21 protein-coding genes are annotated in these 20,883 nt (G+C 63.9%); 7 read left to right on the top strand and 14 right to left on the bottom strand.

Translation table 11 applies throughout. The features are described from left to right. Positions 1-155: 155 nt before the first annotated feature. Positions 156-1,292 (bottom strand): M14 family metallopeptidase, encoded by a 1,137-nt coding sequence (locus BLT66_RS10390; protein WP_092757875.1) that lies wholly within the window; start codon positions 1,290-1,292, stop codon positions 156-158. 38 nt (positions 1,293-1,330) lie between these two features. On the opposite strand from BLT66_RS10390, the gene BLT66_RS10385 reads away from it, so the two are divergent. Further along, entirely contained in the window at positions 1,331-1,852 is a 522-nt protein-coding gene (locus BLT66_RS10385; RefSeq protein ID WP_255406863.1) for a phosphatidylglycerophosphatase A family protein, read from the top strand. Positions 1,853-1,875: 23 nt separating this feature from the next. Further along, the gene (locus BLT66_RS10380; protein ID WP_092757600.1) at positions 1,876-2,379 is read left to right on the top strand and encodes a CinA family protein; all 504 of its coding nucleotides are present in this window, start codon (positions 1,876-1,878) and stop codon (positions 2,377-2,379) included. Here BLT66_RS10380 and BLT66_RS10375 read toward each other — a convergent pair. Genes BLT66_RS10375 through BLT66_RS10360 form a run of 4 tightly spaced genes read right to left on the bottom strand, consistent with a single transcriptional unit; the run spans position 2,351 to position 7,314 of the window. Then, on the bottom strand, positions 2,351-3,325 hold the full coding sequence (locus BLT66_RS10375; protein ID WP_092757599.1) for a response regulator: 975 nt from the start codon (positions 3,323-3,325) through the stop codon (positions 2,351-2,353). The two genes, BLT66_RS10380 and BLT66_RS10375, sit on opposite strands and share 29 nt — an antisense overlap. Positions 3,326-3,361: 36 nt before the next feature. Then, a complete protein-coding gene (locus tag BLT66_RS10370; RefSeq protein ID WP_092757598.1) occupies positions 3,362-4,543 on the bottom strand; it encodes a sensor histidine kinase in 1,182 nt (393 codons plus the stop codon). Further along, on the bottom strand, positions 4,536-5,879 hold the full coding sequence (locus tag BLT66_RS10365; RefSeq protein ID WP_092757597.1) for a sensor histidine kinase: 1,344 nt from the start codon (positions 5,877-5,879) through the stop codon (positions 4,536-4,538). The genes BLT66_RS10370 and BLT66_RS10365 overlap by 8 nt, the downstream gene beginning before the upstream one ends. A gap of 10 nt (positions 5,880-5,889) precedes the next feature. After that, positions 5,890-7,314: a class I SAM-dependent methyltransferase gene (locus BLT66_RS10360; RefSeq protein ID WP_092757596.1), complete on the bottom strand. Its 1,425-nt coding sequence runs from the start codon at positions 7,312-7,314 to the stop codon at positions 5,890-5,892. 327 nt (positions 7,315-7,641) lie between these two features. On the opposite strand from BLT66_RS10360, the gene BLT66_RS10355 reads away from it, so the two are divergent. Next, the gene (locus BLT66_RS10355) at positions 7,642-8,127 is read left to right on the top strand and encodes a nuclear transport factor 2 family protein (protein WP_092757595.1); all 486 of its coding nucleotides are present in this window, start codon (positions 7,642-7,644) and stop codon (positions 8,125-8,127) included. Positions 8,128-8,170: 43 nt separating this feature from the next. Here BLT66_RS10355 and BLT66_RS10350 read toward each other — a convergent pair whose 3' ends face one another. Next, positions 8,171-8,989, bottom strand: a complete 819-nt coding sequence (locus tag BLT66_RS10350) for a YecA/YgfB family protein (protein ID WP_092757594.1) — start codon at positions 8,987-8,989, stop codon at positions 8,171-8,173. Between the two features lie 62 nt (positions 8,990-9,051). Between BLT66_RS10350 and BLT66_RS10345 the strand changes: the two genes are divergently transcribed. Continuing rightward, entirely contained in the window at positions 9,052-10,710 is a 1,659-nt protein-coding gene (locus tag BLT66_RS10345; RefSeq protein ID WP_092757593.1) for an FMN-binding glutamate synthase family protein, read from the top strand. Here BLT66_RS10345 and BLT66_RS10340 read toward each other — a convergent pair. The 8 genes from BLT66_RS10340 to argS form a co-directional block, all read right to left on the bottom strand. Next, complete coding sequence (locus tag BLT66_RS10340; RefSeq protein WP_092757592.1) at positions 10,691-11,143, bottom strand: putative toxin-antitoxin system toxin component, PIN family; 453 nt, start codon at positions 11,141-11,143, stop codon at positions 10,691-10,693. The two genes, BLT66_RS10345 and BLT66_RS10340, sit on opposite strands and share 20 nt — an antisense overlap. Further along, on the bottom strand, positions 11,130-12,335 hold the full coding sequence (locus tag BLT66_RS10335) for a THUMP domain-containing class I SAM-dependent RNA methyltransferase (protein WP_092757591.1): 1,206 nt from the start codon (positions 12,333-12,335) through the stop codon (positions 11,130-11,132). Before BLT66_RS10335 ends, BLT66_RS10340 begins: the two co-directional genes overlap by 14 nt. A 51-nt stretch (positions 12,336-12,386) precedes the next feature. Further along, positions 12,387-13,964, bottom strand: coding sequence for an RNA polymerase factor sigma-54 (locus BLT66_RS10330; protein WP_092757590.1), 1,578 nt, complete (start codon positions 13,962-13,964; stop codon positions 12,387-12,389). A 7-nt stretch (positions 13,965-13,971) separates the two neighbouring features. After that, positions 13,972-14,736 carry an LPS export ABC transporter ATP-binding protein gene (gene lptB, locus BLT66_RS10325; RefSeq protein WP_092757589.1) on the bottom strand — a complete coding sequence of 255 codons (765 nt, stop codon included), beginning with the start codon at positions 14,734-14,736 and terminating at the stop codon, positions 13,972-13,974. Continuing rightward, positions 14,733-15,359 (bottom strand): lipopolysaccharide transport periplasmic protein LptA, encoded by a 627-nt coding sequence (gene lptA / locus BLT66_RS10320; RefSeq protein WP_369821589.1) that lies wholly within the window; start codon positions 15,357-15,359, stop codon positions 14,733-14,735. The genes lptB and lptA overlap by 4 nt, the downstream gene beginning before the upstream one ends. Before the next feature lie 137 nt (positions 15,360-15,496). Further along, a complete protein-coding gene (locus BLT66_RS10315; protein ID WP_092757587.1) occupies positions 15,497-16,159 on the bottom strand; it encodes a thiol:disulfide interchange protein DsbA/DsbL in 663 nt (220 codons plus the stop codon). Between the two features lie 78 nt (positions 16,160-16,237). Further along, entirely contained in the window at positions 16,238-16,948 is a 711-nt protein-coding gene (locus BLT66_RS10310; protein ID WP_092757586.1) for an SPOR domain-containing protein, read from the bottom strand. Between the two features lie 12 nt (positions 16,949-16,960). Next, entirely contained in the window at positions 16,961-18,634 is a 1,674-nt protein-coding gene (argS, locus tag BLT66_RS10305) for an arginine--tRNA ligase (protein WP_092757585.1), read from the bottom strand. 122 nt (positions 18,635-18,756) lie between these two features. Between argS and BLT66_RS10300 the strand changes: the two genes are divergently transcribed. The 3 genes from BLT66_RS10300 (at position 18,757) to BLT66_RS10290 (ending at position 20,768) form a co-directional block, all read left to right on the top strand. Further along, the gene (locus tag BLT66_RS10300) at positions 18,757-19,077 is read left to right on the top strand and encodes a PsiF family protein (RefSeq protein WP_092757584.1); all 321 of its coding nucleotides are present in this window, start codon (positions 18,757-18,759) and stop codon (positions 19,075-19,077) included. Positions 19,078-19,206: 129 nt separating this feature from the next. Further along, positions 19,207-19,761, top strand: coding sequence for a sigma-70 family RNA polymerase sigma factor (locus BLT66_RS10295; RefSeq protein ID WP_092757873.1), 555 nt, complete (start codon positions 19,207-19,209; stop codon positions 19,759-19,761). Continuing rightward, positions 19,758-20,768 carry a FecR domain-containing protein gene (locus BLT66_RS10290; RefSeq protein ID WP_092757583.1) on the top strand — a complete coding sequence of 337 codons (1,011 nt, stop codon included), beginning with the start codon at positions 19,758-19,760 and terminating at the stop codon, positions 20,766-20,768. The genes BLT66_RS10295 and BLT66_RS10290 overlap by 4 nt, the downstream gene beginning before the upstream one ends. The last annotated feature ends 115 nt before the right edge of the window (positions 20,769-20,883 follow it).

Below are 20,883 nucleotides of genomic sequence, written 5' to 3'. Positions count from 1 at the left end.
TTTTTAAATAGCGGACTCCGCACAATCCACCTGCGCTAGCAGGTGTTTTTTATTGCAAGCTCTCCCGGTCGCCTGCAGCGCTTCGGATGCGGGCTATATAGCGCTATATTTTAAATAGCTGCCAGCGCAGACCAATACTGCGCTAGAGGCCGTTTTTATGCAAAAACCGCGGCCCGTACCGCAGCCAGTACGCTGGCCCCCAGTTTCCTTGAGCGCTCGCCATTCCAGCCTGCATCGGCATCCGGCAGGTTGGCGTTGTCCTTGAACGGCATTTCAATGGTGAACGCCAGGCAGTCGAAGTGCTGCCCCACCCAGTTGGTCGCCAGGCTCAGGTTCGCCTGGCCGGGGGCGGCGCGCGGGTAACCTACTTCCGTCTGGAAGTCAGGGCTGGCGGCCAGCCAGGCGGCTTTGAACGTGTTTTGCAAGCCCTCGATGCGCGGGCTGAAGCCGGGGTTGGCCTCGGTACCGACGACGAAGTTGTAGGGCAGGTTCTCGTCGCCATGCGCGTCCAGGAACAGGTCCACGCCCACGGCCTGCATCTTGGCGCGCACATGGAACACCTCTGGCGATTTTTCCAGGCTGGGTGCCAGCCATTCACGGTTCAGGTTCGCGCCGCCGGCATTGGTGCGCAGATTGCCCCGCACCGCGCCGTCGGGGTTCATGTTCGGCACCACGTAGAACTCGCACTGCTGCAGCAACACCCGGCTCAACGGGTCAGCGCGGTCCAGCAGGCGCTGCACGAAACCTTCGGCGAACCACTCGGCCATGGTTTCGCCCGGGTGCTGGCGGGCAATCAGCCAGACTTTCTTCTTCGCCGTATCCACCAGCGGGTCGGTGATGCGCAGCAGCGTCATGTCGCGGCCGTCCAGCGTGGCGCCCAGGTGCTCTACCGCCACCAGTTCCGAGGCCGTGGCCTCGGCCAGCAGGTCCAGATGGCGCTCGTGCGAATAAGGCTCGAAATAGGCGAAGTACAGGCGGTTCGCCGTGGGCGTGGTGTGCACCGTCATCACCTGGCCGTCGTAGCTGGCGTCAAGGCGGAACCAATGCTGGCGGTCCACGCTGGCCACGATGCGGTAGCCGTCCCAGCCGGGCGGGTAGGCGCTCTGGCCGGCGTTCAAAAACCGCAGCACCACCGGCACGCCGGCCGCGCCCTGCAGGCAGAAGTAGAACCACTGGGCGAAGGGGCTGGCGTTGTCGGGGCGGATCTGCAGCTGGATGTCTTGCGGGTCGGCCAGACTGATGACATCGATGGCGCCGGCGTCGAACTGGGAGGAGATATGCAGTGGGGTCATGTGCAGATTATCAGTGGCCTCCACCATAATCGTCGGCTATGGATTTGCCTTCGCCCCAGCCCCCTATGCGGCGCCCCAGCGCCCGGTTTTTACTCTCCCACCCGGCGCACTTCATCGCGCTGGGCTTTGGCTCGGGCCTAAGCCCGGTGGCGCCGGGTACGGCCGGCACGCTGTGGGCCTGGCTGGCGTTTCTGGTACTGCAGCCGCAACTGACGCAGGCGCAGATGGGCTGGCTGCTGCTAGGCTCGCTGCTGGTCGGCTGGTGGGCCTGCACGGTGTGCGCGCGGCACATGAATGTGGCCGACCCCGGCGCCATCGTCTGGGACGAAATCATCGCCTTCTGGCTGGTGCTGTGGCTGGTAATGCCGACCGGCTTTGTCGGCCAGCTGGTGGCGTTTGGGCTGTTCCGGTATTTCGATGCGGCCAAGCCAGGACCGGTGGGCTGGGCCGACAAGGTGTTCAAGGGTTTGAACGCCCGTGGCGGCTGGGGGATTATTTTTGACGACCTGGTGGCGGCGTTCTGCACACTGCTGGTGATTGCGCTCTGGCGCTTCCTCTAAAACTATCTTTTTCATAGCTAGCCATGCAATCACTACCTGCGCCAATAGCCGATTTGATGCTGAAAAACCACTGGTTCTTGGCGACCGCCGAGAGCTGCACTGGTGGCATGATTGCAGCCGCCTGCACTGACCTGGCCGGCTCCAGCAACTGGTTTGAACGCGGCTTTGTGACCTATTCCAACCACGCCAAAACCCAGATGCTGGGGGTGGACGCGGCCTTGATCGCGGCGCACGGCGCGGTCAGTGAGCCGGTGGTGCGCGCCATGGCTGCCGGGGCGCTCGCACACTCGCAAGCCCAGGTGGCAATTGCCGTCACCGGCGTGGCCGGCCCGGGCGGCGGCAGTGCCGAAAAACCGGTAGGTCTGGTATGGCTGGGCTTTGCGCTGCCCGGCCCCGAACAGACCGCAATCTACAGCGAATGCCGGCAGTTCGCCGGCGACCGGGCCGCGGTGCGTGCCGCCACGGTGGAGTACGCGCTGCAGCGGCTGGTCGAACTGATTAAGCCGCCTCGGACGCCGCCAGGCTGATCCGCTCGATCGCGGTCGCCATCCAGTCGGCCGGCGCCGCCGATGCTGTGTCGCCCAAGCGGACCACCAGGCCCTGCTCGCTGCTCTGCAGCTGGGCGCTGCCGCCCCACCACATCAGCCAAGCCAGCCAGGCGACCAGTGCGGGCGACGGCGGCTCGTGCGAAGCCGCATCCAGCAGCCAGGTCAGCGGCTGGCGGTTGCTGATGGTGGCGCTATCGCCGGCCAATTCGACCTGGCCGGGCAAGGCATCGGCCAGTGCCTGCAAGGCAGCGGCCGGGGTGGCTACAGCCGCAAACACATGCTGCCAGCCGGCCATGGCCTGGCCGATGGCGACGCTGCGCTGGGCCTCGTACTGCATCAGCTCGGCGTGGTCCATGCTGCGCCAATCGATAGGCGGCAGCGCGCAGCCGCTGCGCTCGGCTGCCTGCAAAAACACCTGCAGGCCGCGCGCGTAGTCGGCGTGCATGAAGCCCGCGCAGACCACGGCCAGCTGCGAGATGCGGCTGGCCAGCAGTTGCTGGCGCTGTACGGCCATTTTTTCGCGCAGCAGGTTGTCGCGCTCGCAGCGGGTTTCGGACAGCTCCAGCGCGTTGCGCATGTCGGCGCGCAGCAACTCCAGGTCCCAGGGTTTGGTGACGTAGCGGTAGATTTCGCCGGTGTTGATGGCCTCGATAGCCTCACCCAGTTCCGAGTACGCGGTGGTCAGCATGCGCACCATGCTCGGGTGGTGGTCGCGCGCATAGCGCAGCAACTCGTTGCCCATGGCACCGGGCATGCGCTGGTCGGAGATCAGTACCGCGATCTCGCCGCCGCGGGCTTGCAGCACCGCCTTGCCCTCTTCCACCGACAACGCGGTAAGCACCGGCGCCATCGGGCTGATCAAGCGCTCAAAGTACTTGAGCGCCATGGGTTCGTCATCGACGTACAGAATTTTGTCAGGTCTCATAGGGTCATCTTGCCATGTTTGTGGAAGGAGAAGAACTTACGCAGCATCCGGATGCGGTGCAAGTCGCGCAGGAAAGGGTTTGAAATACAGGCTCACGCAGGTGCCCTGGCCCGGCGGCGAGGCCAGCACCATGCTGGCGCCCAGCGATTGCAGCACGCGCCGGCACAGCACCAGGCCCATGCCGTGGCCGCCGCTGGTAGCCCGGGTGGTGGTTGGCTCCAGGCTCAACCGGGCCAGCAGTTCTGGGGCGATGCCGGGGCCGTTGTCGCTGACACGGATGCAGTCGCGCTGGCTGGCCGGGTCGTGGCCCAGCCAGATCTGCAGCTGCGGATCGGGCCGGCCCTGCAGGGCTTGCAAGGCGTTCTTGGTCAGCGTGCACAGCACCAGGTACAGTAGATCGCGCTTGCCGGGCAGCACAAAGTCGGCATCCAGCTGGGTGTGGACCCAGGCGCGCTGGTCGCCCGCAAACGGGTAGCCGTCAAGCAAGGACTTGAGCAAGCTGCTGGCCGCCACCTGGCTGGCGACACCGCCCGGATCAGCATCGCGCGCCGACTGCACAAAGCGCGACACCAGCGACTGGCAGTAGGCGGCCTGGCGCTCGCTGGCGGCCAGCGCGGCCAGCACCTCGCCCGCGCCGCTTTCGGAAAACCGGGCCACGCCGCTCTCGGGAGCAATATGCCGGGCCTGCAGCGCGTCCATATAGCCGCGCACCGTGCTCAGCGGGGTAGCCAGCTCGTGCGCCAGAAAGCCCAGGGTGTCGTGCATGGCGGTGACACGGTTTTCATGCACCAGGCGCTGCAGCGCTTGCTGGCGGTGCAAGGCCAGTGCATCGCGCAAGGCCTGGCGGGTGGCCTCGGCATCGAGCGGCTTCTCCAGGATGCGGAACACCTGGGCCACGTTCACGGCGGCGATGGCCACCGCTTTCTCGGCATAGCCGGTGGCCAGCAGGCGCACCAGATGGCGGTGCTCGCGCAGTGCCACGTCCAGCAAGTCCAGCCCGTTGCGCTCGGGCATGCGGTAGTCGGTAACCAGTACCGCCACCTCGGACGCGTGGGCCCGCAACAGGGCCAGCGCCGCATCCACGCTGGTGGCGGTGAGGATAGTGAACTCGTCAGCCAGGCTGCGCGCAAACCATTTGCAGGACTGCGGCTCGTCGTCCACATACAGGATGGTGCAGGCCGTGGCGGCGATCGGTGGGGGCAGCAGCAGTTCAGACATTTTGATTCGCCAGGCCCAGGTCAAAAGCAAACTCCGTCCAGACGCCGGGCTCACTGTTCACCCGCAGCGCCCCGCCGTGGCGCTGCACGATGGCGTAGCTGACGCTCAGGCCCAGGCCCAGGCCTTTGCCGACGTCGCGGGTGGTGAAGAAGGGCTCGAACACCCGCGCCAGGTGGTCGGGCTGGATGCCTGTGCCGTTGTCACGCACCGTGACCTCCAGCCGCTCGCCCGTGCGCACCGCGCGCACATCGATGCGCGGCCCGGTGCGCGCGGCCTTGTGCAAGGCCAGCGCCGCATTGCCCAGCAGATTGATCAGCACGCCGATGAGCGCCGGTTCGTCGCCGCGCACATGGGTGTCCATCGGCAATTCGACGGTCACCGCAATCCCCTTGAGCTCGAAGCCGGTCAGGCGCAAGGCCGACTGCAGGGCTTTCTCGAACAAGAAGATGCGAGTATTGGTTTCGTCGCCAGGCTTTTGGTAGGCGAAGGTCTTGAGGTCGGAGACGATGCTTTGCACGCGCTGCATGCCCTCCTTGGCGTCGCCCAGGCTTTCCTTGAGCTCGGGGCTATTGGCCACCAAGGGGTCCATCATCGACATGTTCAGGGCCATCAGGCTGTAGTTCACCGGATTGTTTACTTCGTGCAGCAGGCCCGCGGCCAAAGTGCCGAGGGCGGCCATTTTTTCTTGCTGCATCATGTGGCCCTTGATCTCGGCCAGGGCTTTGTTGGTTTGTTGCAGGGCGGTGTTTTTTTCAGACACTTCATGCTGTAGCTGGAACAGCTGCAGCCGAGCTTTTTCGTTAAACCAGGTGCAACCGGCGGAGATGGTGGCGGAGAACACCAAAAACAGCGTATTGCCTGCCAGCACCGACGCATTGTCCGGCGCACCCGCTGCAAACCCCAAGCAGGCCAAAATATAGGCCACGAAAGTGAAAACGCCCAGCGAAATCCCCTGCAGAAAACTGATCGGCATGATGATGCCGGCTGCATACAGTGCCAAGCTCAGACCGAATACATAGGGAGACGCTGCGCCTTGTGTACGGTAGATCATCCAGGCGATCATGATCTGGGGCAGGGCCAGCCAGAGCAGAGTGATAACACGCACATAGGTGCTGGCCAGCCGAGGGGTGTACAGCGCACCGAGCAGCAACACCAGGACCCCGCTTGTCCACAGCCGGGCCAAGCCCAGCGCCCAGACCTGGTCCGGGTAAAACGCGTGGTCCAGCGCCACACCTCCGAGCACCAGCACAATTGCCAACGCGCAGCCGACGCGGCTGTATGCCAGGCGAAAATTCGCCAACTCTGCCTGGTATCCGAGGTGAATCTGCGGCTGCATCGTCGCGGCGTCAAGCCATCGTGTCCAAGGACAGCGCCGTGTTCTGCAATTCCAGAAAAACGTTGACGCCGGTGTCGTCGGTATAGATGCTGCGCACCTCGCATGTGGTGGGGGCGAGGTGACGCATTTCTTCTTCGTCACGGTAAATCAAATGCCACTCGAGCAAATGCTCCATGGTGTTTTTCTCGGGATTGCTCGAATGCACGTTGGTCACCAGAATGGTGCCATCGGATTTGGTGCGGGCCGCAAAATACTTGAGTAGCCGCTGGCATACTTTTTCAGACAAATAGTCGAACAGGCCGGCGCAGTAGACAAAGTCGAACATCTGCTCGTTCAACTTCCGCGACGCGGAACCCGAGGCCCGCTTCAGCAGGTTGTGCACCGATTCATTGACCCATTCCACCGTAATGCGCACGCCGCGCCTGGCGCAGGCTTCGTCAATGCGGGCCTGGGTGTAGGCCAGGGTTTCTTCGCTAAAGTCCATCAGCGTGAAGTGCAGGCGTTCGGGCGTCGGATGGTTCGCTATCAGTCGCTGCACTTCAATCGCTGGCCCGCAGCCTACGTTCAGGATATGGATCGGTTCGGCAGCTTCGTCTGATCCCACTGGAAGGCGCGCGAGATAACCGTCCAGGATGTCGATGCGATTACGGTGGGCGCGGGCCACGGCCGCCTGCAGGAACAGGGTGTTGACGATCTGGAAGTAGGTACTGCCGCCCTCCCGTGGATCGGTGAGCATTTGGTTAACCATCTCGTAGTCGCCCGCATAACCCATAGGTTTGGCGAAGGTGCGGTAGACAAACGGTGCCCGCAAGATCAGCGGATGAATGGCGGCTTGTGCGAACACGCGGTGCGCAGTTTTCAGTTCGGGCTCAATGGCGCTGGCTACGGCTTCAAACCGATCAAAGTAATCGCGGGCCTTCAGAATCAGTGGTTGCGCGATGCCCATAAACACGTCCTCCCGCAAACGCCCTGAGGCTTCGCGCGGCAAGGTTGCCACCAGATCGGCCTGATCGACCCAGCGCGATACGTCGGCCAGGTAGGCACGCAGTTCACTGACGGCGACCTGGTAGTCCTGCGCGATGGTGAAACGTGAAGTCCAGTCTTCAACGAAGGCCGCAGCCTGCTGCGCGAAGGATGCCGGATCGGACTGGATACCGAGGACTTCGTTCCAATCGTCGGTCAAGGTAACCGACACCACGGTCATCAGCCCGGTGTTGACCAGGCTGACCACCACCGCCTTGCCCTTGTAAATGCTCTTGTCGCCAGCGCGTACCGTGAGGTCATGCACCACTTCGCTGATCTGCACAATCGCATTGGGGCTATAGACCTCCATCACCAGAGCGCGTTTCTGGTAGCTTGTGAGGGTGCCGCGCATCGCTTCACCGTGGATGTTGCGGAACGTGATCACCGGATGGATGGAGCTTAAAGACTGCACGGGAATGGGGCACTCACAAGAGGTGGGCCTGCAGGGTTCAACAGGCTGTCGGTTAAGGTGAAAAAACCGCCATGCTCCGGGGCATTCCGCGGCCCGCCTATCCCAGTCAAGGCGGGCGTTGGATCTGTCGGACTGGCCCGCCGCACGCAGCGACGAAGGTTCACAACATTCAAGCCCGGCCATTCTGTCACCGTTGTGCGCCACCAAAGACCAGCCAGGCCGTCAAAATGCATTCTTTGTGGTGGCTGCGCGACTCGATAACAAGAAGCGCCCGCACCCCACAAAATCGCCGCATAACGCAACATTATGTAACACAAAAAGGTTTACATGCACCCCAACCAGGCCACGCTTGAACGCTTCTACACCGCTTTTGCCCGGCTCGATGCCGACACCATGGCCGCCTGCTATGCCAGCGATGTGCAATTTACAGACCCGGTGTTCACGCTGAGCGGCCAGCAGCAAGTCGGCGGCATGTGGCGCATGCTGTGCACGGCCACCCAGGCCAAGGGACGCGACGCCTGGAAGCTGGAATTCAATGGCCTGCAGGCCGATGCCAACACCGGCCAGGCCCACTGGGAAGCGCACTACCGCTTCAGCGCCACTGGCCGGCTGGTACACAACCGGATCGACGGGCGGTTCCGCTTCAATGCCGCCGGCCTGATCAGCGAGCACCGCGATGCATTCGATTTCTGGGCCTGGTCGCGTCAGGCGCTGGGCACGCCCGGCCTGCTGCTGGGCTGGACGCCGTTTCTGCGCGCCAAGGTGCGCAAGCAGGCGGCCGCCAATCTGCAGAAGTTTCTGGCGAAACAGTGAGCCTGTAAAACCGCTAAAGGATCACGACCTCAAGCCATGGCGATCAGGTCATGCCGTGGCACTTCTTGTATTTCTTGCCGCTGCCACAAGGACAGGGATCGTTGCGGCCCGGGGTGGCTTCGACGCGCACCGTCTCGACCCGCGGACCTAGCGAGCGCCAGAGTTCACGCAGGTCGTACACCGCCCACATGGCTTCGCCGAAAGCCTCCATACGGGCGTTGGACATGCTAGGTGGCGGCTCTTCGCCGCCCTCTTCGTCGGGGCCAAAGGCAGAAATCTCGGCCGGTCCGGTATCGTCTTCGGTCAGGGCCACGATGGCGCTGAGCGCGCCGTCCAACCACTGCACGGCCTCCTTGTCCTTAGCTGGGGCTTCCCACTCTTCGGGCCAGGCCTCCACCGCGAACATGAAGCCCAGCGCCCAGACCTGGCCGAACGAGGGCAGCGGGCCGTCCTCGTCGTCCACCATGGCTTCGGCGCGTTCTTCAGGGGTCAGCGACAGCATCATGGCGCGCACATCCAGCACCTCGGGGGTGTAGGCTTTTTCGTCCGACAGGTTCTTCACGTCCTTCTCGTCCAACGCGGTGGCCACCTCGTTCCAGCGCCGGGTCCACAGCGCCATGAAGGCTTCTTTCTGGGCCTCATCGGCAAAGCTGCCCTCGCCCTCGTCGCCAATATCCAGCAGCACCGAGAAATACTCGCTGGGCGCAATCACCTTGCGGCCGCAGACCAACGCCGCCATGAAACCTTCACAGAATTCCCACTGCGGTGTTTCGTCGTACCGGGTGCGCAAATCCTCCAGGATCAGGTCCAGCGCGTCAAAGTCTTCGGGCTGCAGAGGGGCGGAATTGGGGGTGGAAGTCATGGTGATCTCGGATAGCAAACCCCAAGTTTAGCCAGTAGCATCGCGGCCAGGAGAATCCCCCGATGTTGAACTATCTGAATTCGATTTACCCGGTGCGCTACACCGCCATGGGCCTGTGCGTGATGGGCTTGCTGCTGAGTCTGTTCAGCGTCGTTGCCTTCCACACCGGCGCCCTGGCCGGCCTGGTGTTTCTGTGCCTGGTCGGCCTGGGCATCTACGACCTGCAGCAAACCAAAAAATCGGTGCTGCGCAACTATCCCGTCATCGGCCACATGCGCTACATGCTGGAATATGTGCGTCCGGAGATCCGCCAGTATTTCATCGAGGCCGACAACGAAGCCAACCCCTTTTCGCGTGCCCAGCGGGCCCTGGTCTACCAGCGCGCCAAGGGCGATATCGACAAGCGGCCGTTCGGCACCCAGCTGGACGTGCTGGCCGAAGGCTACGAGTGGATCAACCATTCGGTCGCGCCCACCGAGGTCGCCACCCACGACTTCCGCATCACCATCGGTCTGGACAGCCAGACTGGGCTGCCTGCCACCAGCTCCAGCTGCACCCAGCCTTACGACGCCAGCATCTTCAGCATCTCAGCCATGAGCTTTGGCGCGCTGTCTGCGAACGCCATCCTGGCGCTGAACCAGGGCGCGCAGCGCGGCCACTTCGCGCACGACACCGGCGAGGGCTCAATCTCGGTACACCACAAGGTGCACGGCGGCGACCTGGTATGGGAAATAGGCTCGGGCTACTTCGGCTGCCGCAACGACGACGGCAGCTTCAACGCCGAGCGCTTTGCGGTCAACGCCAGCAACCCGCAGGTCAAGATGATCGAGCTCAAGCTCAGCCAAGGCGCCAAGCCCGGCCACGGCGGCGTGCTACCCGGCCCCAAGGTCAGCGCCGAGATTGCCGAGGCCCGCGGCGTGCCCGAAGGCGTGGACTGCGTGTCGCCCTCGTCGCACAGCGCGTTCTCGACACCGGTGGAGATGATGCAGTTCATCGCCCGGCTGCGCGAGCTGTCGGGCGGCAAGCCCACGGGCTTCAAGCTGTGCATCGGCCACCCCTGGGAATGGTTTGCCATGGTCAAGGCCATGCAGAGCACCGGCATCACGCCGGACTTCATCGTGGTGGACGGTGCCGAGGGCGGCACCGGCGCCGCGCCGCTGGAGTTCACCGACCACGTGGGCGCACCACTGCAGGAAGGCCTGCAGCTGGTGCACAACACCTTGCGCGGTGTCGGTTTGCGCAGCCGCATCAAACTGGGCTGCGCGGGCAAGGTGGTCAGCGCCTTCGACATCGCCCGCATGATGGCGCTGGGCGCCGACTGGTGCAATTCGGCACGCGGCTTCATGTTTGCGCTGGGCTGCCTGCAGGCCCAGTCCTGCCACACCGGCCACTGCCCCACCGGCGTGACCACCCAGGACCCGGTACGCCAGCAAGCGCTGATCGTGCCCGACAAGGCCGAGCGGGTGCTGCAGTTCCACCAGAACACGCTGAAAGCGCTGAAGGAAATGGTCCAGGCCGCGGGCCTGCGCCATCCGGGTGAGATCACCGCCCACCACATCGTGCGCCGGGTGAATGAAACCGGGGTCAAGCTGCTGGTCACCATCCTGCCACCGCTGGCCATAGACGCCCTGCTGGACCGCGACATCAGCAGCCTGCCGAATGTCTACAAGTTCTACTGGCCGCGCGCCAGTGCGGAAAGCTTTACGCTACAAATTGAATAGCGGCTTGCGCAGATACACCCTGCGCTAACAGCCGTTTTTTCATGGAAAGCACGGCCTTGTCCTTGCTCAGCAGCACGGCCTTGTGGGCCACCGCTAGGTCGATGAAGCACTGGTCATCGGGGTCTTTGCAGATGGCGCTGATGCGGGGCGCCACTTCGACTAGGTTGGCAAAGCGGTCGAACTGGGCCAGCACGTCGGCCTTGCTGGTTTGGTAGAACGCCAGGCGGGGAATGAGATGGGTGTAGTCGAGCACCCGCTCCAGTTCGTTGCGCATGTGCTGGGTCGCCAGCCAGCGCAATTGGCCGGCCACCAGCGCGGGCTGCAGCGGCTTGGAGGCCTGGTCGTCGAAGATGAACATGTCCAGCACGATGTTGGTGTCCAGCACCACCGCGTGCGGGCCCGGGCCCAACTCCAGCGGCTTATTTGGCGGCATCGGTCGTGCGGCGTGCAGACCCGGCCACCATGTCGAATTTGAACAGCCGGCATTCGATCGGGCCGTTCCACATCGGCACGCGGCGCGATTCCTTCAGGCGCATCTTGCCCGGCAGCTTGAGGTCGGGCGTCAGCATCCAGGCGGTCCAACCGGCGTAGTTGCGCTTCCAGTGGGTGGCCAGCTGCGGGAAGAAATCGCCGCTGCCGTCTTCGGTCTGCGCGGCTTCGCGGCGGCCCGCCACACCGGCGACTTCGATCCGCTCGCCATACGGCGGGTTCAGCAGCATCACACCGGATTCGGCGGGCGGCATACGTTGCAAGGCATCGCCGCCGCGGAACTCGACCACGCCGGCCACGCCTGCGCGCTCGGCATTGCGGGTGGAGAAATCGACCATCCGGAAAGCCACATCACTGCCGAATATCTGCGTCTGCGGCTCATGCTCGGCAGCGTGGGCCTGCTCCTGGATGGCGCTCCACACGTGGGGCTGAAATGGCAGCAGCTTCTCGAAGCCAAAGCGGCGCAAGGAGCCCGGGGCGATGTTGCAGGCGATCTGCGCGGCCTCGATGGCGATGGTGCCACTGCCGCAGCAGGGGTCGTACAGCGGTGTCGTGCCGTCCCAGCCGCTGGCGGCGATCATCGCGGCGGCCAGGGTTTCCTTCAGCGGCGCGTCGCCCTTGTCTTCACGCCAGCCGCGCTTGAACAGCGCGTCGCCCGAGGTGTCGATGTAGACCGTGGCGCGTTCGGTAGTCAGGTGCAGGTAGATGCGCACATCAGGCCACTGGGTGTTGACGTCGGGGCGCACGCCGGTCTTGAAGCGGAAGCGGTCGGCCACGGCGTCCTTGACCTTGAGCGCGGCAAAGTTCAGCGACGTCAGCGGGCTGTGCTGGGCCGTGACTTCGATCTTGAAGCTTTGCTTGGGCGTGAACCAGATCTCCCAGGCGATATTGCTGGCCGCCTCGTACAAATCCTGCTCGTTGCGGTAAGGCGTGTTCGACAGCTCAATCAGCACCCGCTGCGCGAGCCGGCTGTGCAAATTGAGGCGCATCGCATCGCGCCACGACGAGCGCACCAGCACGCCGCCGCGGTGCGAGCGCAGGTCTTCGCCCTGCAGGCCGGTGATCTCATGGACCTCTTCGGCCAGCAGCTCTTCCACGCCGGCGGCGCAGGGTAAAAATAATTGGAGTTGGTTCATATCAATCGTTTCCTAGTGTCACCGCGTCCCAGACAGGCCCGCGGCAGCCCCTTACAGAGCTTTGCGCAGATTCGTCGGGGCGATTCTGAGCGCTTCGCGGTACTTGGCCACGGTGCGGCGCGCGCATTCAATGCCCTGCTCTTTCAGCATTTCGGACAACTGGCTGTCGCTCAACGGCTTCTTCAAATCTTCGGAGGCGACAAACTGCTTGATCAGCGCGCGCACCGCGGTGCTCGACGCATTGCCGCCGGTTTCGGTACCCAGGGACGAGCCGAAAAAGTACTTGAGCTCAAACGTGCCATAGGGCGTGGCCATGTACTTGGCGGTGGTGACGCGGCTGATGGTCGATTCGTGCAGGCCCAGCTCGTCGGCAATCTCGCGCAGCACCAACGGGCGCATGGCCAGCGCGCCGTGGCTGAAGAAGTTCTTCTGCCGCTCGACGATGGCGTTGCTGACCCGCAAAATCGTGTCAAAGCGCTGCTGGATGTTCTTGATGAACCAGCGCGCTTCCTGCAGGCGCTGCTGCAGCGCCGCGTTGTTCGACGCATCCTTGCCGCCGCCCTTGTGCTGGCGCAGCGCATTGGCGTAGATGTCGTGCACGCGCAAGCGCGGCATCACCTCGGGGTTCAGCAGCACACGGAACTTGGCATTGGCGCCGCGGCCGACCTTGGCGACGATGACGTCAGGCACCACGATGTTCCGCTCCACGTCGACGAAGCGACGGCCGGGCTTAGGCTCGAGCCGGGCGATCAAGCCCATGGCCAACTTGATGTCGGCCTCGGTCGCGTGGCAGAGCTGCGACAAGCGCTTCACGTCGCGGCGGGCCAGCAAGTCCATCGGTTGGCGGCAGATGCGCAGCGCGGTTTTGCGCGCCGGGTCGTCGCCCATAGTGGATTGCAGCGCCTTGAGCTGCAGCACCAGGCATTCGCCCAGATGGGTGGCGCCGACGCCGGCCGGCTCCAGGCTTTGCAGCAGGCGCAGCGCCACGGTGAAACGGTGCACCAGCTCGTCAACAGCCTCCGGGTCGTCGCCCGCCAGGCCCTGGGCCAGGGTGGGCAGATCGTCTTCCAGGTAGCCGTCGTCGTTCAGCGATTCGATCAAAAAGCGCAGCGCCGCCTGGTCAACCTCGCCCAGGCGCAGGGCCAGGGCCTGGCGGTGCAGGAAGCTGGTCAGCGACTCCTGGCTGCGCGCCAGCTCGGTGGCGTCCACCTCGCCGTCTTCGCCCAGGTTGTTCTGCCGCGCGGGGGCGTCACCGCCCCATTCGCTGTCGTCGGGTTTGACCTCGGAGGTGCCGTCGCCGTCCCAGCTGGTGTCGTCGCCGCCGGTCAGCGGAGATTCAGAGTCATTTGAGGCTTCTGCGCTGCTCTCACCTGCGTATTCAGCTACGGAATTGGTAGCAGACTCGGTTTCCCGGTCGCCGGCGCTGACGGGCGTATCCGACTGCGCCAAGCCAAACTCCTCGCGCGGCGCTTCGTCCAGGTTGCGTTCGAGAAACGGGTTCTCGTCCAGCATCTGGTCGACTTCCTGGCTCAGCTCAAGCGTGGACAGCTGCAGCAGACGGATCGACTGCTGCAGCTGGGGCGTCAGCGCCAGGTGCTGGGAAACGCGGAGGGAAAGGCCTTGTTTCATGGCGCCATCACATCTTGAAATGCTCGCCCAGATAGACGCGGCGCACATCGGCGTTGTCCACGATCTCGGCGGGCGTGCCCTGGGCCAGCACATTGCCGTCGCTGATGATGTAGGCGTGGTCGCAAATACCCAGGGTTTCGCGCACGTTGTGGTCGGTAATCAGCACGCCGATGCCGCGCGACTTGAGGAAGCTGATGATGCGCTGGATTTCGATCACGGCAATCGGGTCGATACCGGCAAACGGCTCGTCCAGCAGGATGAAACGCGGCTGGGTTGCCAGCGCACGGGCGATTTCGACCCGGCGGCGCTCGCCCCCGGACAGCGCCATGGCGCTGGATTCGCGCAGATGCTCGACCCGCAGGTCCTGCAGCAAGGCCGTCAAACGCTCTTCAATCGCGGCCTTGGACAGCGATTTGCCCGCTTCATCCTGCTGCAGCTCGAGCACAGCGCGCACGTTTTCGGCTACCGTGAGCTTGCGGAAAATCGAGGCTTCTTGCGGCAGATAGCTCAAACCCAGGCGCGAGCGGCGGTGGATAGGCATGTGCTCGACCGACTGGCCGTCGATGGAGATGTGCCCGCCATCGGCCCGCACCAGGCCCACGATCATGTAGAACGAGGTAGTTTTGCCAGCGCCGTTCGGGCCCAGCAGGCCGACGACCTCGCCTTTGCGTACCGCCAGGGTCACGTCTTTCACCACCTTGCGGCTGCCATAGGCCTTTTGCAGGTGGCGGGCTTCCAGACGGCTGTCGGCGACTTCCACTGCCGCCGTCACTTCTGCCCCCCCTCCAGCGTGGTGCTGGGGCGCAATACCGGCCCGCCGCCGGAGCTAGCCGTGCCCGCCGGGGCGGAGGCCGCGGCTTTGGGCGTCAGCATCGCACGGACCCGGCCGTTCTGCGTGTTCTGGCCGCCCAGGTTGTTGTCCACGGTAAACACGTCCGTGGTGTTGTCGTAGACGATCAGCCCGCCGGTGATCTCGTCGTTGACCTTGCTGCCCACCAGGCGGCGCATTACCGCGCGCTTGATGAAGCGCACGTTGTCTAGCTTGCTGCTGTATTCGATGGTTTCGCCTTCGCCTTCGATGTATTCGTCCAAGCCATCGCGCTTTTGCTTGAAATAGGCCAGCTTGCCGGGCTCGGCGGTCACCACGCCGAACTGGTTGCCCTCGGAATCCTGGCGCACATCGACGCGGGCGCCGCGGATGATGATGGTGCCCTTGGTCATCACCACGCGGCCGGTAAACACATTGGTTTGCTTCAAGTCGTCGTAGCGCATGGCGTCGGATTCGACATTCATGGGCTTGAGACGGTCGGCTTTTTCAGCCGCGGCCCACCCACCCGTGAGGGCGCATAGGGCCAGAAGGAGGTATTGGAGAGTGGAGAGGTAGGCTTTTTTCATAGAGGCACGAATCTTGCAATCCATTGTAACGGCCGATCCGGCCCCGCAAATCGAAAAAGCCCGCATTCGCGGGCTTTTGAAGATTCGGCCCCCATGAGATTTATGGGGCCTATGCGCCACAAGACGCCATGGGCGCTTCAGGACTTGATCTTGCGCTGCTGGGCGACCAGGTAGTCCACCACTGTCAGACCACGCTCCATCGACTGGGCCTGGGTGCCGTCGGTATAGAACTGGCCGGCTACGCCCATGGCGGGCACGCCAGCCACTTGGTAAGCCTCTTGCAGCTGGGCCGCCTTGCGCACCTTGGTAGCCACCGAGAACGAGTTATAGGTTTCACTGAACTTGGCTTTGTCCAGGCCTTGCTTGGCAGCCCATTCGATCACCAGCGCGTCTTTGTCGAGCTTTTGGCGCTCTACGTGGATGGCGTTGAACACCTTGGAGTGCATGGCCTCCAGCTGGCCCATGGCTTCCAGCGTGTAGTACAGCTTTTGCGGCGGCACGAAGCTGTCCTGGAACACCACCGGCACGCGCTTGAACGCAACGTCCTTGGGCAATTGCTTGAGCCAGGCGGTCAAAGCCGGCTCAAACGCAAAGCAATGGGGGCAGGCGTACCAAAAGAACTCGATCACCTCGACCTTGCCCGCAGGCGCCTCGACCGGCACTTTCTTCTCCAGCACCAGATAGTCTTTGCCGGCTTCAGGCGGCTTGCCCTGGGCCTGGGCCGTGCCCACGGGCGATAAGGCCACTACCGAGCCCGCCAGCACACCGGCTGAGGTCAGCGAAAACTCACGACGTTTCATATGCAATCACTCCTTGTGGGGGTCGGACCGGTCGGCAGCCGAAAAGTTCAGCGCGCCCGGTGCGGGGTTCTGAGGCGTTCAGCGCTGCACGCGCACCAGCGTGGTTTCGCCACCGGCGTTTTCCAATTTGTCTTTGGCACGCTCGGCGTCGTCGCGCTTGGCATACGGGCCCATGCGGACCCGGAACACGGTGCGGCCGGACTGCTCGCGTTCGCTGACCTTGGCTTCCATGCCCATCATGGCCAGCTTGGCGCGCTGGGCTTCGGCGTCTTCCGGGGTGCGGAAGGCGCCGGCCTGCACAAAATACTCAAAAGGCTCGGCCGTCGGGCCCAGCGCCGGGGCGGCCGGAGCAGCTGCCGCGGTGGCCGTAGTCGCCGCCTTCGCTTTGGCCTTGGCCAGATCGCCCAGCGGGTCGGCGCTGGCGGATGCGGCAGCAGTCGGCTTGGCATCGGCCTTGGCCGGCTTGGACGCCGCCACGACCGGTGCCGACGGCACCAGCACGGGCGTGGCGGTAGCTGGCGGCTCGGGGGCGACTTCGGGCGAGGCCACGACGGGCGCCACCGGGCGCACCGGGTTCTTGCCATGCAAGGGCGTGTTCGGGTCCCAGTCCTTGTTCTTCTGGTTTTCGGCCGCATCGTGGTCGGCACTGCTGTTCTGGGTCTTGCCGTTCATGAACGGCACCGGCACCTTGGTGACGTAGACCGCCACCGCCAGAGCCGAACCCAGACCGACCACCACACCGACGATGAAGCCGATGATGGTGCCGCCGCTTTGCTTTTGTTTTTTCATGCTTGCTGTCAATTACATTTTTTCCGGCGCACTCACGCCCAGTACTGCCAGGCCATTGTGCAATACCTGGGCGCAGGCCGCGACCAGCGCCAGGCGGGCCAGCTTGAGCGGCTCGTCGTCTACCAGCACCCGCTCGGCGTCGTAGTAGCTGTGCAGATTAGCCGCCAGCTCGCGCAAATAAAAGGTCACGTCGTGCGGTGCAAAGGTCTCGGTGGCGCTGCTCAGCATCTCCGGGTACTTGGCCAGTTGCAGCATCAGGGTCTGGGCCTGCGGCACCAGCAGGCTGGACAGGTCCACGCTCTGCAGCGCCGCGACGTCGCCGCCCCAGTCACGTAACATTTTGCAAATCCGCGCATGGGCGTATTGCACGTAGTACACCGGGTTATCGTTATTCTGCGAACGTGCCAGGTCGATGTCGAAGGTGTATTCGGTATCCGGCTTGCGGCTCAGCAGGAAGAAGCGCACAGCGTCCTTGCTGGTCCAGTCGATCACGTCGCGCAGCGTCACATAGCTGCCGGCGCGCTTGGAAATTTTCACCTCTTCGCCACCGCGCACCACCCGCACCATGGTGTGCAGCACGTAGTCGGGGTAGCCCTGCGGGATACCGACATTGGCCGCCTGCAGGCCGGCGCGCACGCGGGCAATGGTGCCGTGGTGGTCTGTGCCCTGGATATTCACCACCTTGGTGAAGCCGCGCTCCCATTTGGCGATGTGGTAGGCCACATCCGGCACAAAGTAGGTGTAGCCGCCATCGGTCTTGCGCATCACGCGGTTCTTGTCGTCACCGTAGTCGGTGGACTGCAGCCACAGTGCGCCGTCTTGCTCGTAGGTCTTGCCGGCATCCTGCAGCAGCTTGACCGTGGCATCGACCCGGCCGCTGGTGTACAGGCTGGATTCCAGGTAGAAGTTGTCGAACTTGACCTGGAAGGCTTGCAAGTCCAGGTCCTGCTCGCGGCGCAGGTAGGCCACGGCGAATTCGCGGATGGAATCCAGGTCATCCACATTGCCCGAGGCGGTGACTTCACGGTCGTCGGCCTTGACCGTCTTCTTGATCAGAAAGTCGGCCGCGATGTCGCCGATGTAGTCGCCGTTGTAGGCCGCTTCAGGCCACTCGGCGTCGCCGGGCTTGAAGCCCTTGGCGCGCATCTGCGTGCTATTGGCCAGGGTGGCGATCTGCACGCCAGCGTCGTTGTAATAGAACTCGCGGTACACGTCCCAGCCCTGGGTCGCATACAGGTTGCAGATGGCATCGCCCAGCGCCGCCTGGCGGCCATGGCCTACGTGCAGCGGGCCGGTGGGGTTGGCCGAGACGAATTCCACCAGGATGTGCTGGCCGTTGCTGGGCTGCACGCCAAAACTGGCGCCGGCAGACAGCACTTCGCGCACGATTTCCTGCTTGGCCGCGGGCAACAGCCGGATGTTGATAAAGCCGGGCCCGGCAATGTCGATAGCCTCTACCCATTTCTCGAACGCCGGCTGCTCCAGCAGCGCCGCGCGCAGGTTTTCACCCAGCTGGCGTGGGTTCAGCTTGAGCGGCTTGGCCAGCTGCATGGCAGCGGTGCAGGCGAAATCGCCATGGGCCGCGACCTTGGGGGACTCGAACGCGGCTTTGGTGCCAGCGCCGGGGGCAATTTTTTCCAGCCCGACGGCCAGCGCCGCGAGCAATTCGTGTTTGACTGAGAGCATTCGGCGATTTTACGGGGCCGGTCATCCGACTTGCAGGATGCGCCGTTATAGGTTGCAATCCGATGGCCTGATGGCGTTTTGCACCGGATTACTTCCACCCCCTCCTTTCTACTGGAGCTCGCATGAAAAAACTATTCCCCCTCATCGCCGCCCTGGGCCTGGCCTTTTCCCTGGGCACGGTCCACGCGGCCGACAAGGAAAAAACGCCCCAGCAAATGAAGATGACCACCTGCAATGCCGACGCCAAGACCAAGGCACTCAAGGGTGATGACCGCAAGAAGTTCATGAGCGAATGCCTGAGCGCCAAGACCGAAGCCCCGGCAGCCGCCGACGGCAAGACCGCCCAGCAAACCAAGATGACCACCTGCAACGCCGACGCCAAGACCAAGGCACTCAAGGGCGACGAACGCAAGAAGTTCATGAGCGATTGCCTAAAGGGCTAATCTTCTACCGCACTACACACAACCCGGCCTCGCCGGGTTTTTTTATGGCTGCGCTACGCAGCTTCCGGCCGTTACACGCCATCTCAAATGAAAACGATTCCCATTTAAGAACTTAAAATAGGCCGCATGATGCCCTCGCCGCCGCCCCTCGCCCTGCTGCACCACGCCCGGCAGATGTTCGCCGAGCACCATGGTTGGCTGTTGACCCGGCTGCAGGCACGGCTGCACAACACGGCGGATGCACAGGATCTGGCGTCCGAGACCTTTCTGCGCGTGGTGACCTACCGCCAGCTGGACGCGGTACATGAGCCGCGCGCCTTTCTCACCACCATCGCCAAACGCCTGCTGTTCACACTGTGGCGCAGGCGCGAGCTGGAGCAGGCCTACCTGGACGCACTAGCCCTGCGTCCCGACGACACCGCCGCTTCGCCCGAAGACCGCGCCGTGCTGCTAGAGACCCTGGACTACATTGCCCACGCGCTGGACGGACTGCCGCTCAAGGCGCACCAGGCGTTTCTGTTGAGCCAGATGGACGGCCTGGGCTACCACGCGATTGCCGCGCAACTCGGCATCTCGCACAGCACCGTGCGCCGCCATATGGCCGATGCCTTTCGCCGCATCGCGCTGGCCCTGGCGCGCCAGCAGGCGGGCATTGCCGAACCTAGCCGCACGCTCAAGCGATGAGCGCGCATCCGCCCCAGACCCTCGATGCCGCGACCGAGGCCGCCGTCGGCTGGTTGGTCACACTGCATTCAGGGAACATGAGCCGCGCCGAACAGCACGGTTTTGACGCCTGGCTGCAGGCCAGCCCCCAGCACCGCGACGCCTGGGAACGGCTGGCCGCGCCCTTGGGCATGTTGCTCACGCCCGCGCGCAAGGCAGCAAATACAGTGGGCATCGGCAGCCTGCTGGGCGACACCCTGGCCCATGCCGAAAGCCGCATCCGGCAGCGCCGCCGCCTGCTGCGGGGCGCCCTCGCCGTGGGCGGCGTGGCCACCGCAGTGGCCTTGGTGGCCGAGCGCTACACCCCGCTGGCGCAGATCCACGCCGACCTGCGCACCGGCACCGGCCAACGGAGCAACTTCACCCTGCCCGACGGTAGCCAGATCACGCTCGACGCCCGTTCGGCCGCCGACATCGACTTCCGCCCCGGCCACCGGCGTGTCACCCTGCGCCAGGGCGCGCTGATCGCACAGGCCACCCCCACGCAAGCCGTACATGCGCCCTTTGTAGTGGCCACCGCCCACGGCCAGGTGCGTGCACTTGGTACCCGCTTCGTGGTGCGCAAAGAGGCGCAGCACAGCTATGTCGGCATGCTGGAGCACAGCGTGGAGATCACCGCAGCGGATGGCCAGCGGCGGGAACTGGTCGAAGGCTGCAGTGCCCGCTTCGGGGTAGGCGGCATCACCGCCGTGCTCGATGCCCCGGATGCCGCCAGCGCCTGGCAGCACGGCATGCTCGAAGTGCACGACCAACCATTGGGCGAGGTGGTACAGGCACTGCGGGCCTACCGCCCCGGCATTCTGCGCGTGGCCCCCGAGGCGACGGCATTGCGGGTCTACGGCAGCTATGCACTCGACGACACCGACCGCGCACTCGCCGCGCTGGCCGAGACGCTGCCCATCAGCGTGCGCACCTACCAGCGGGGCTGGCTGGTGGTGGTTGAAGCCGCATCGGGCAAAAAATCATAGCCAAATAGGCCTCTAGCGCTTATTTCACCAACGTAAGCAGCTATACATTCGATAGTAAATCAAGAAAATATCTCGGTACAACACAAAAAAGATGAACACTTTTTTGGACTCCATC

It is taken from the genome of Rhodoferax sp. OV413, assembly GCF_900104385.1.
Taxonomy (GTDB): domain Bacteria; phylum Pseudomonadota; class Gammaproteobacteria; order Burkholderiales; family Burkholderiaceae_C; genus Rhodoferax_B.
This window is presented reverse-complemented; position numbering and strand designations above follow the sequence as displayed.

Excerpts from the sequence above, each read along its gene's own strand:
- BLT66_RS10390 (WP_092757875.1), bottom strand. The coding sequence starts at position 1,292 with ATGACCCCACTGCATATCTCCTCCCAGTTCGACGCCGGCGCCATCGAT.
- BLT66_RS10385 (WP_255406863.1), top strand. The coding sequence starts at position 1,331 with ATGGATTTGCCTTCGCCCCAGCCCCCTATGCGGCGCCCCAGCGCCCGG.
- BLT66_RS10380 (WP_092757600.1), top strand. The coding sequence starts at position 1,876 with ATGCAATCACTACCTGCGCCAATAGCCGATTTGATGCTGAAAAACCAC.
- BLT66_RS10375 (WP_092757599.1), bottom strand. The coding sequence starts at position 3,325 with ATGAGACCTGACAAAATTCTGTACGTCGATGACGAACCCATGGCGCTC.
- BLT66_RS10370 (WP_092757598.1), bottom strand. The coding sequence starts at position 4,543 with ATGTCTGAACTGCTGCTGCCCCCACCGATCGCCGCCACGGCCTGCACC.
- BLT66_RS10365 (WP_092757597.1), bottom strand. The coding sequence starts at position 5,879 with ATGCAGCCGCAGATTCACCTCGGATACCAGGCAGAGTTGGCGAATTTT.
- BLT66_RS10355 (WP_092757595.1), top strand. The coding sequence starts at position 7,642 with ATGCACCCCAACCAGGCCACGCTTGAACGCTTCTACACCGCTTTTGCC.
- BLT66_RS10350 (WP_092757594.1), bottom strand. The coding sequence starts at position 8,989 with ATGACTTCCACCCCCAATTCCGCCCCTCTGCAGCCCGAAGACTTTGAC.
- BLT66_RS10345 (WP_092757593.1), top strand. The coding sequence starts at position 9,052 with ATGTTGAACTATCTGAATTCGATTTACCCGGTGCGCTACACCGCCATG.
- BLT66_RS10340 (WP_092757592.1), bottom strand. The coding sequence starts at position 11,143 with ATGCCGCCAAATAAGCCGCTGGAGTTGGGCCCGGGCCCGCACGCGGTG.
- BLT66_RS10335 (WP_092757591.1), bottom strand. The coding sequence starts at position 12,335 with ATGAACCAACTCCAATTATTTTTACCCTGCGCCGCCGGCGTGGAAGAG.
- BLT66_RS10330 (WP_092757590.1), bottom strand. The coding sequence starts at position 13,964 with ATGAAACAAGGCCTTTCCCTCCGCGTTTCCCAGCACCTGGCGCTGACG.
- lptA (WP_369821589.1), bottom strand. The coding sequence starts at position 15,359 with ATGAAAAAAGCCTACCTCTCCACTCTCCAATACCTCCTTCTGGCCCTA.
- BLT66_RS10315 (WP_092757587.1), bottom strand. The coding sequence starts at position 16,159 with ATGAAACGTCGTGAGTTTTCGCTGACCTCAGCCGGTGTGCTGGCGGGC.
- BLT66_RS10310 (WP_092757586.1), bottom strand. The coding sequence starts at position 16,948 with ATGAAAAAACAAAAGCAAAGCGGCGGCACCATCATCGGCTTCATCGTC.
- argS (WP_092757585.1), bottom strand. The coding sequence starts at position 18,634 with ATGCTCTCAGTCAAACACGAATTGCTCGCGGCGCTGGCCGTCGGGCTG.
- BLT66_RS10300 (WP_092757584.1), top strand. The coding sequence starts at position 18,757 with ATGAAAAAACTATTCCCCCTCATCGCCGCCCTGGGCCTGGCCTTTTCC.
- BLT66_RS10295 (WP_092757873.1), top strand. The coding sequence starts at position 19,207 with ATGCCCTCGCCGCCGCCCCTCGCCCTGCTGCACCACGCCCGGCAGATG.
- BLT66_RS10290 (WP_092757583.1), top strand. The coding sequence starts at position 19,758 with ATGAGCGCGCATCCGCCCCAGACCCTCGATGCCGCGACCGAGGCCGCC.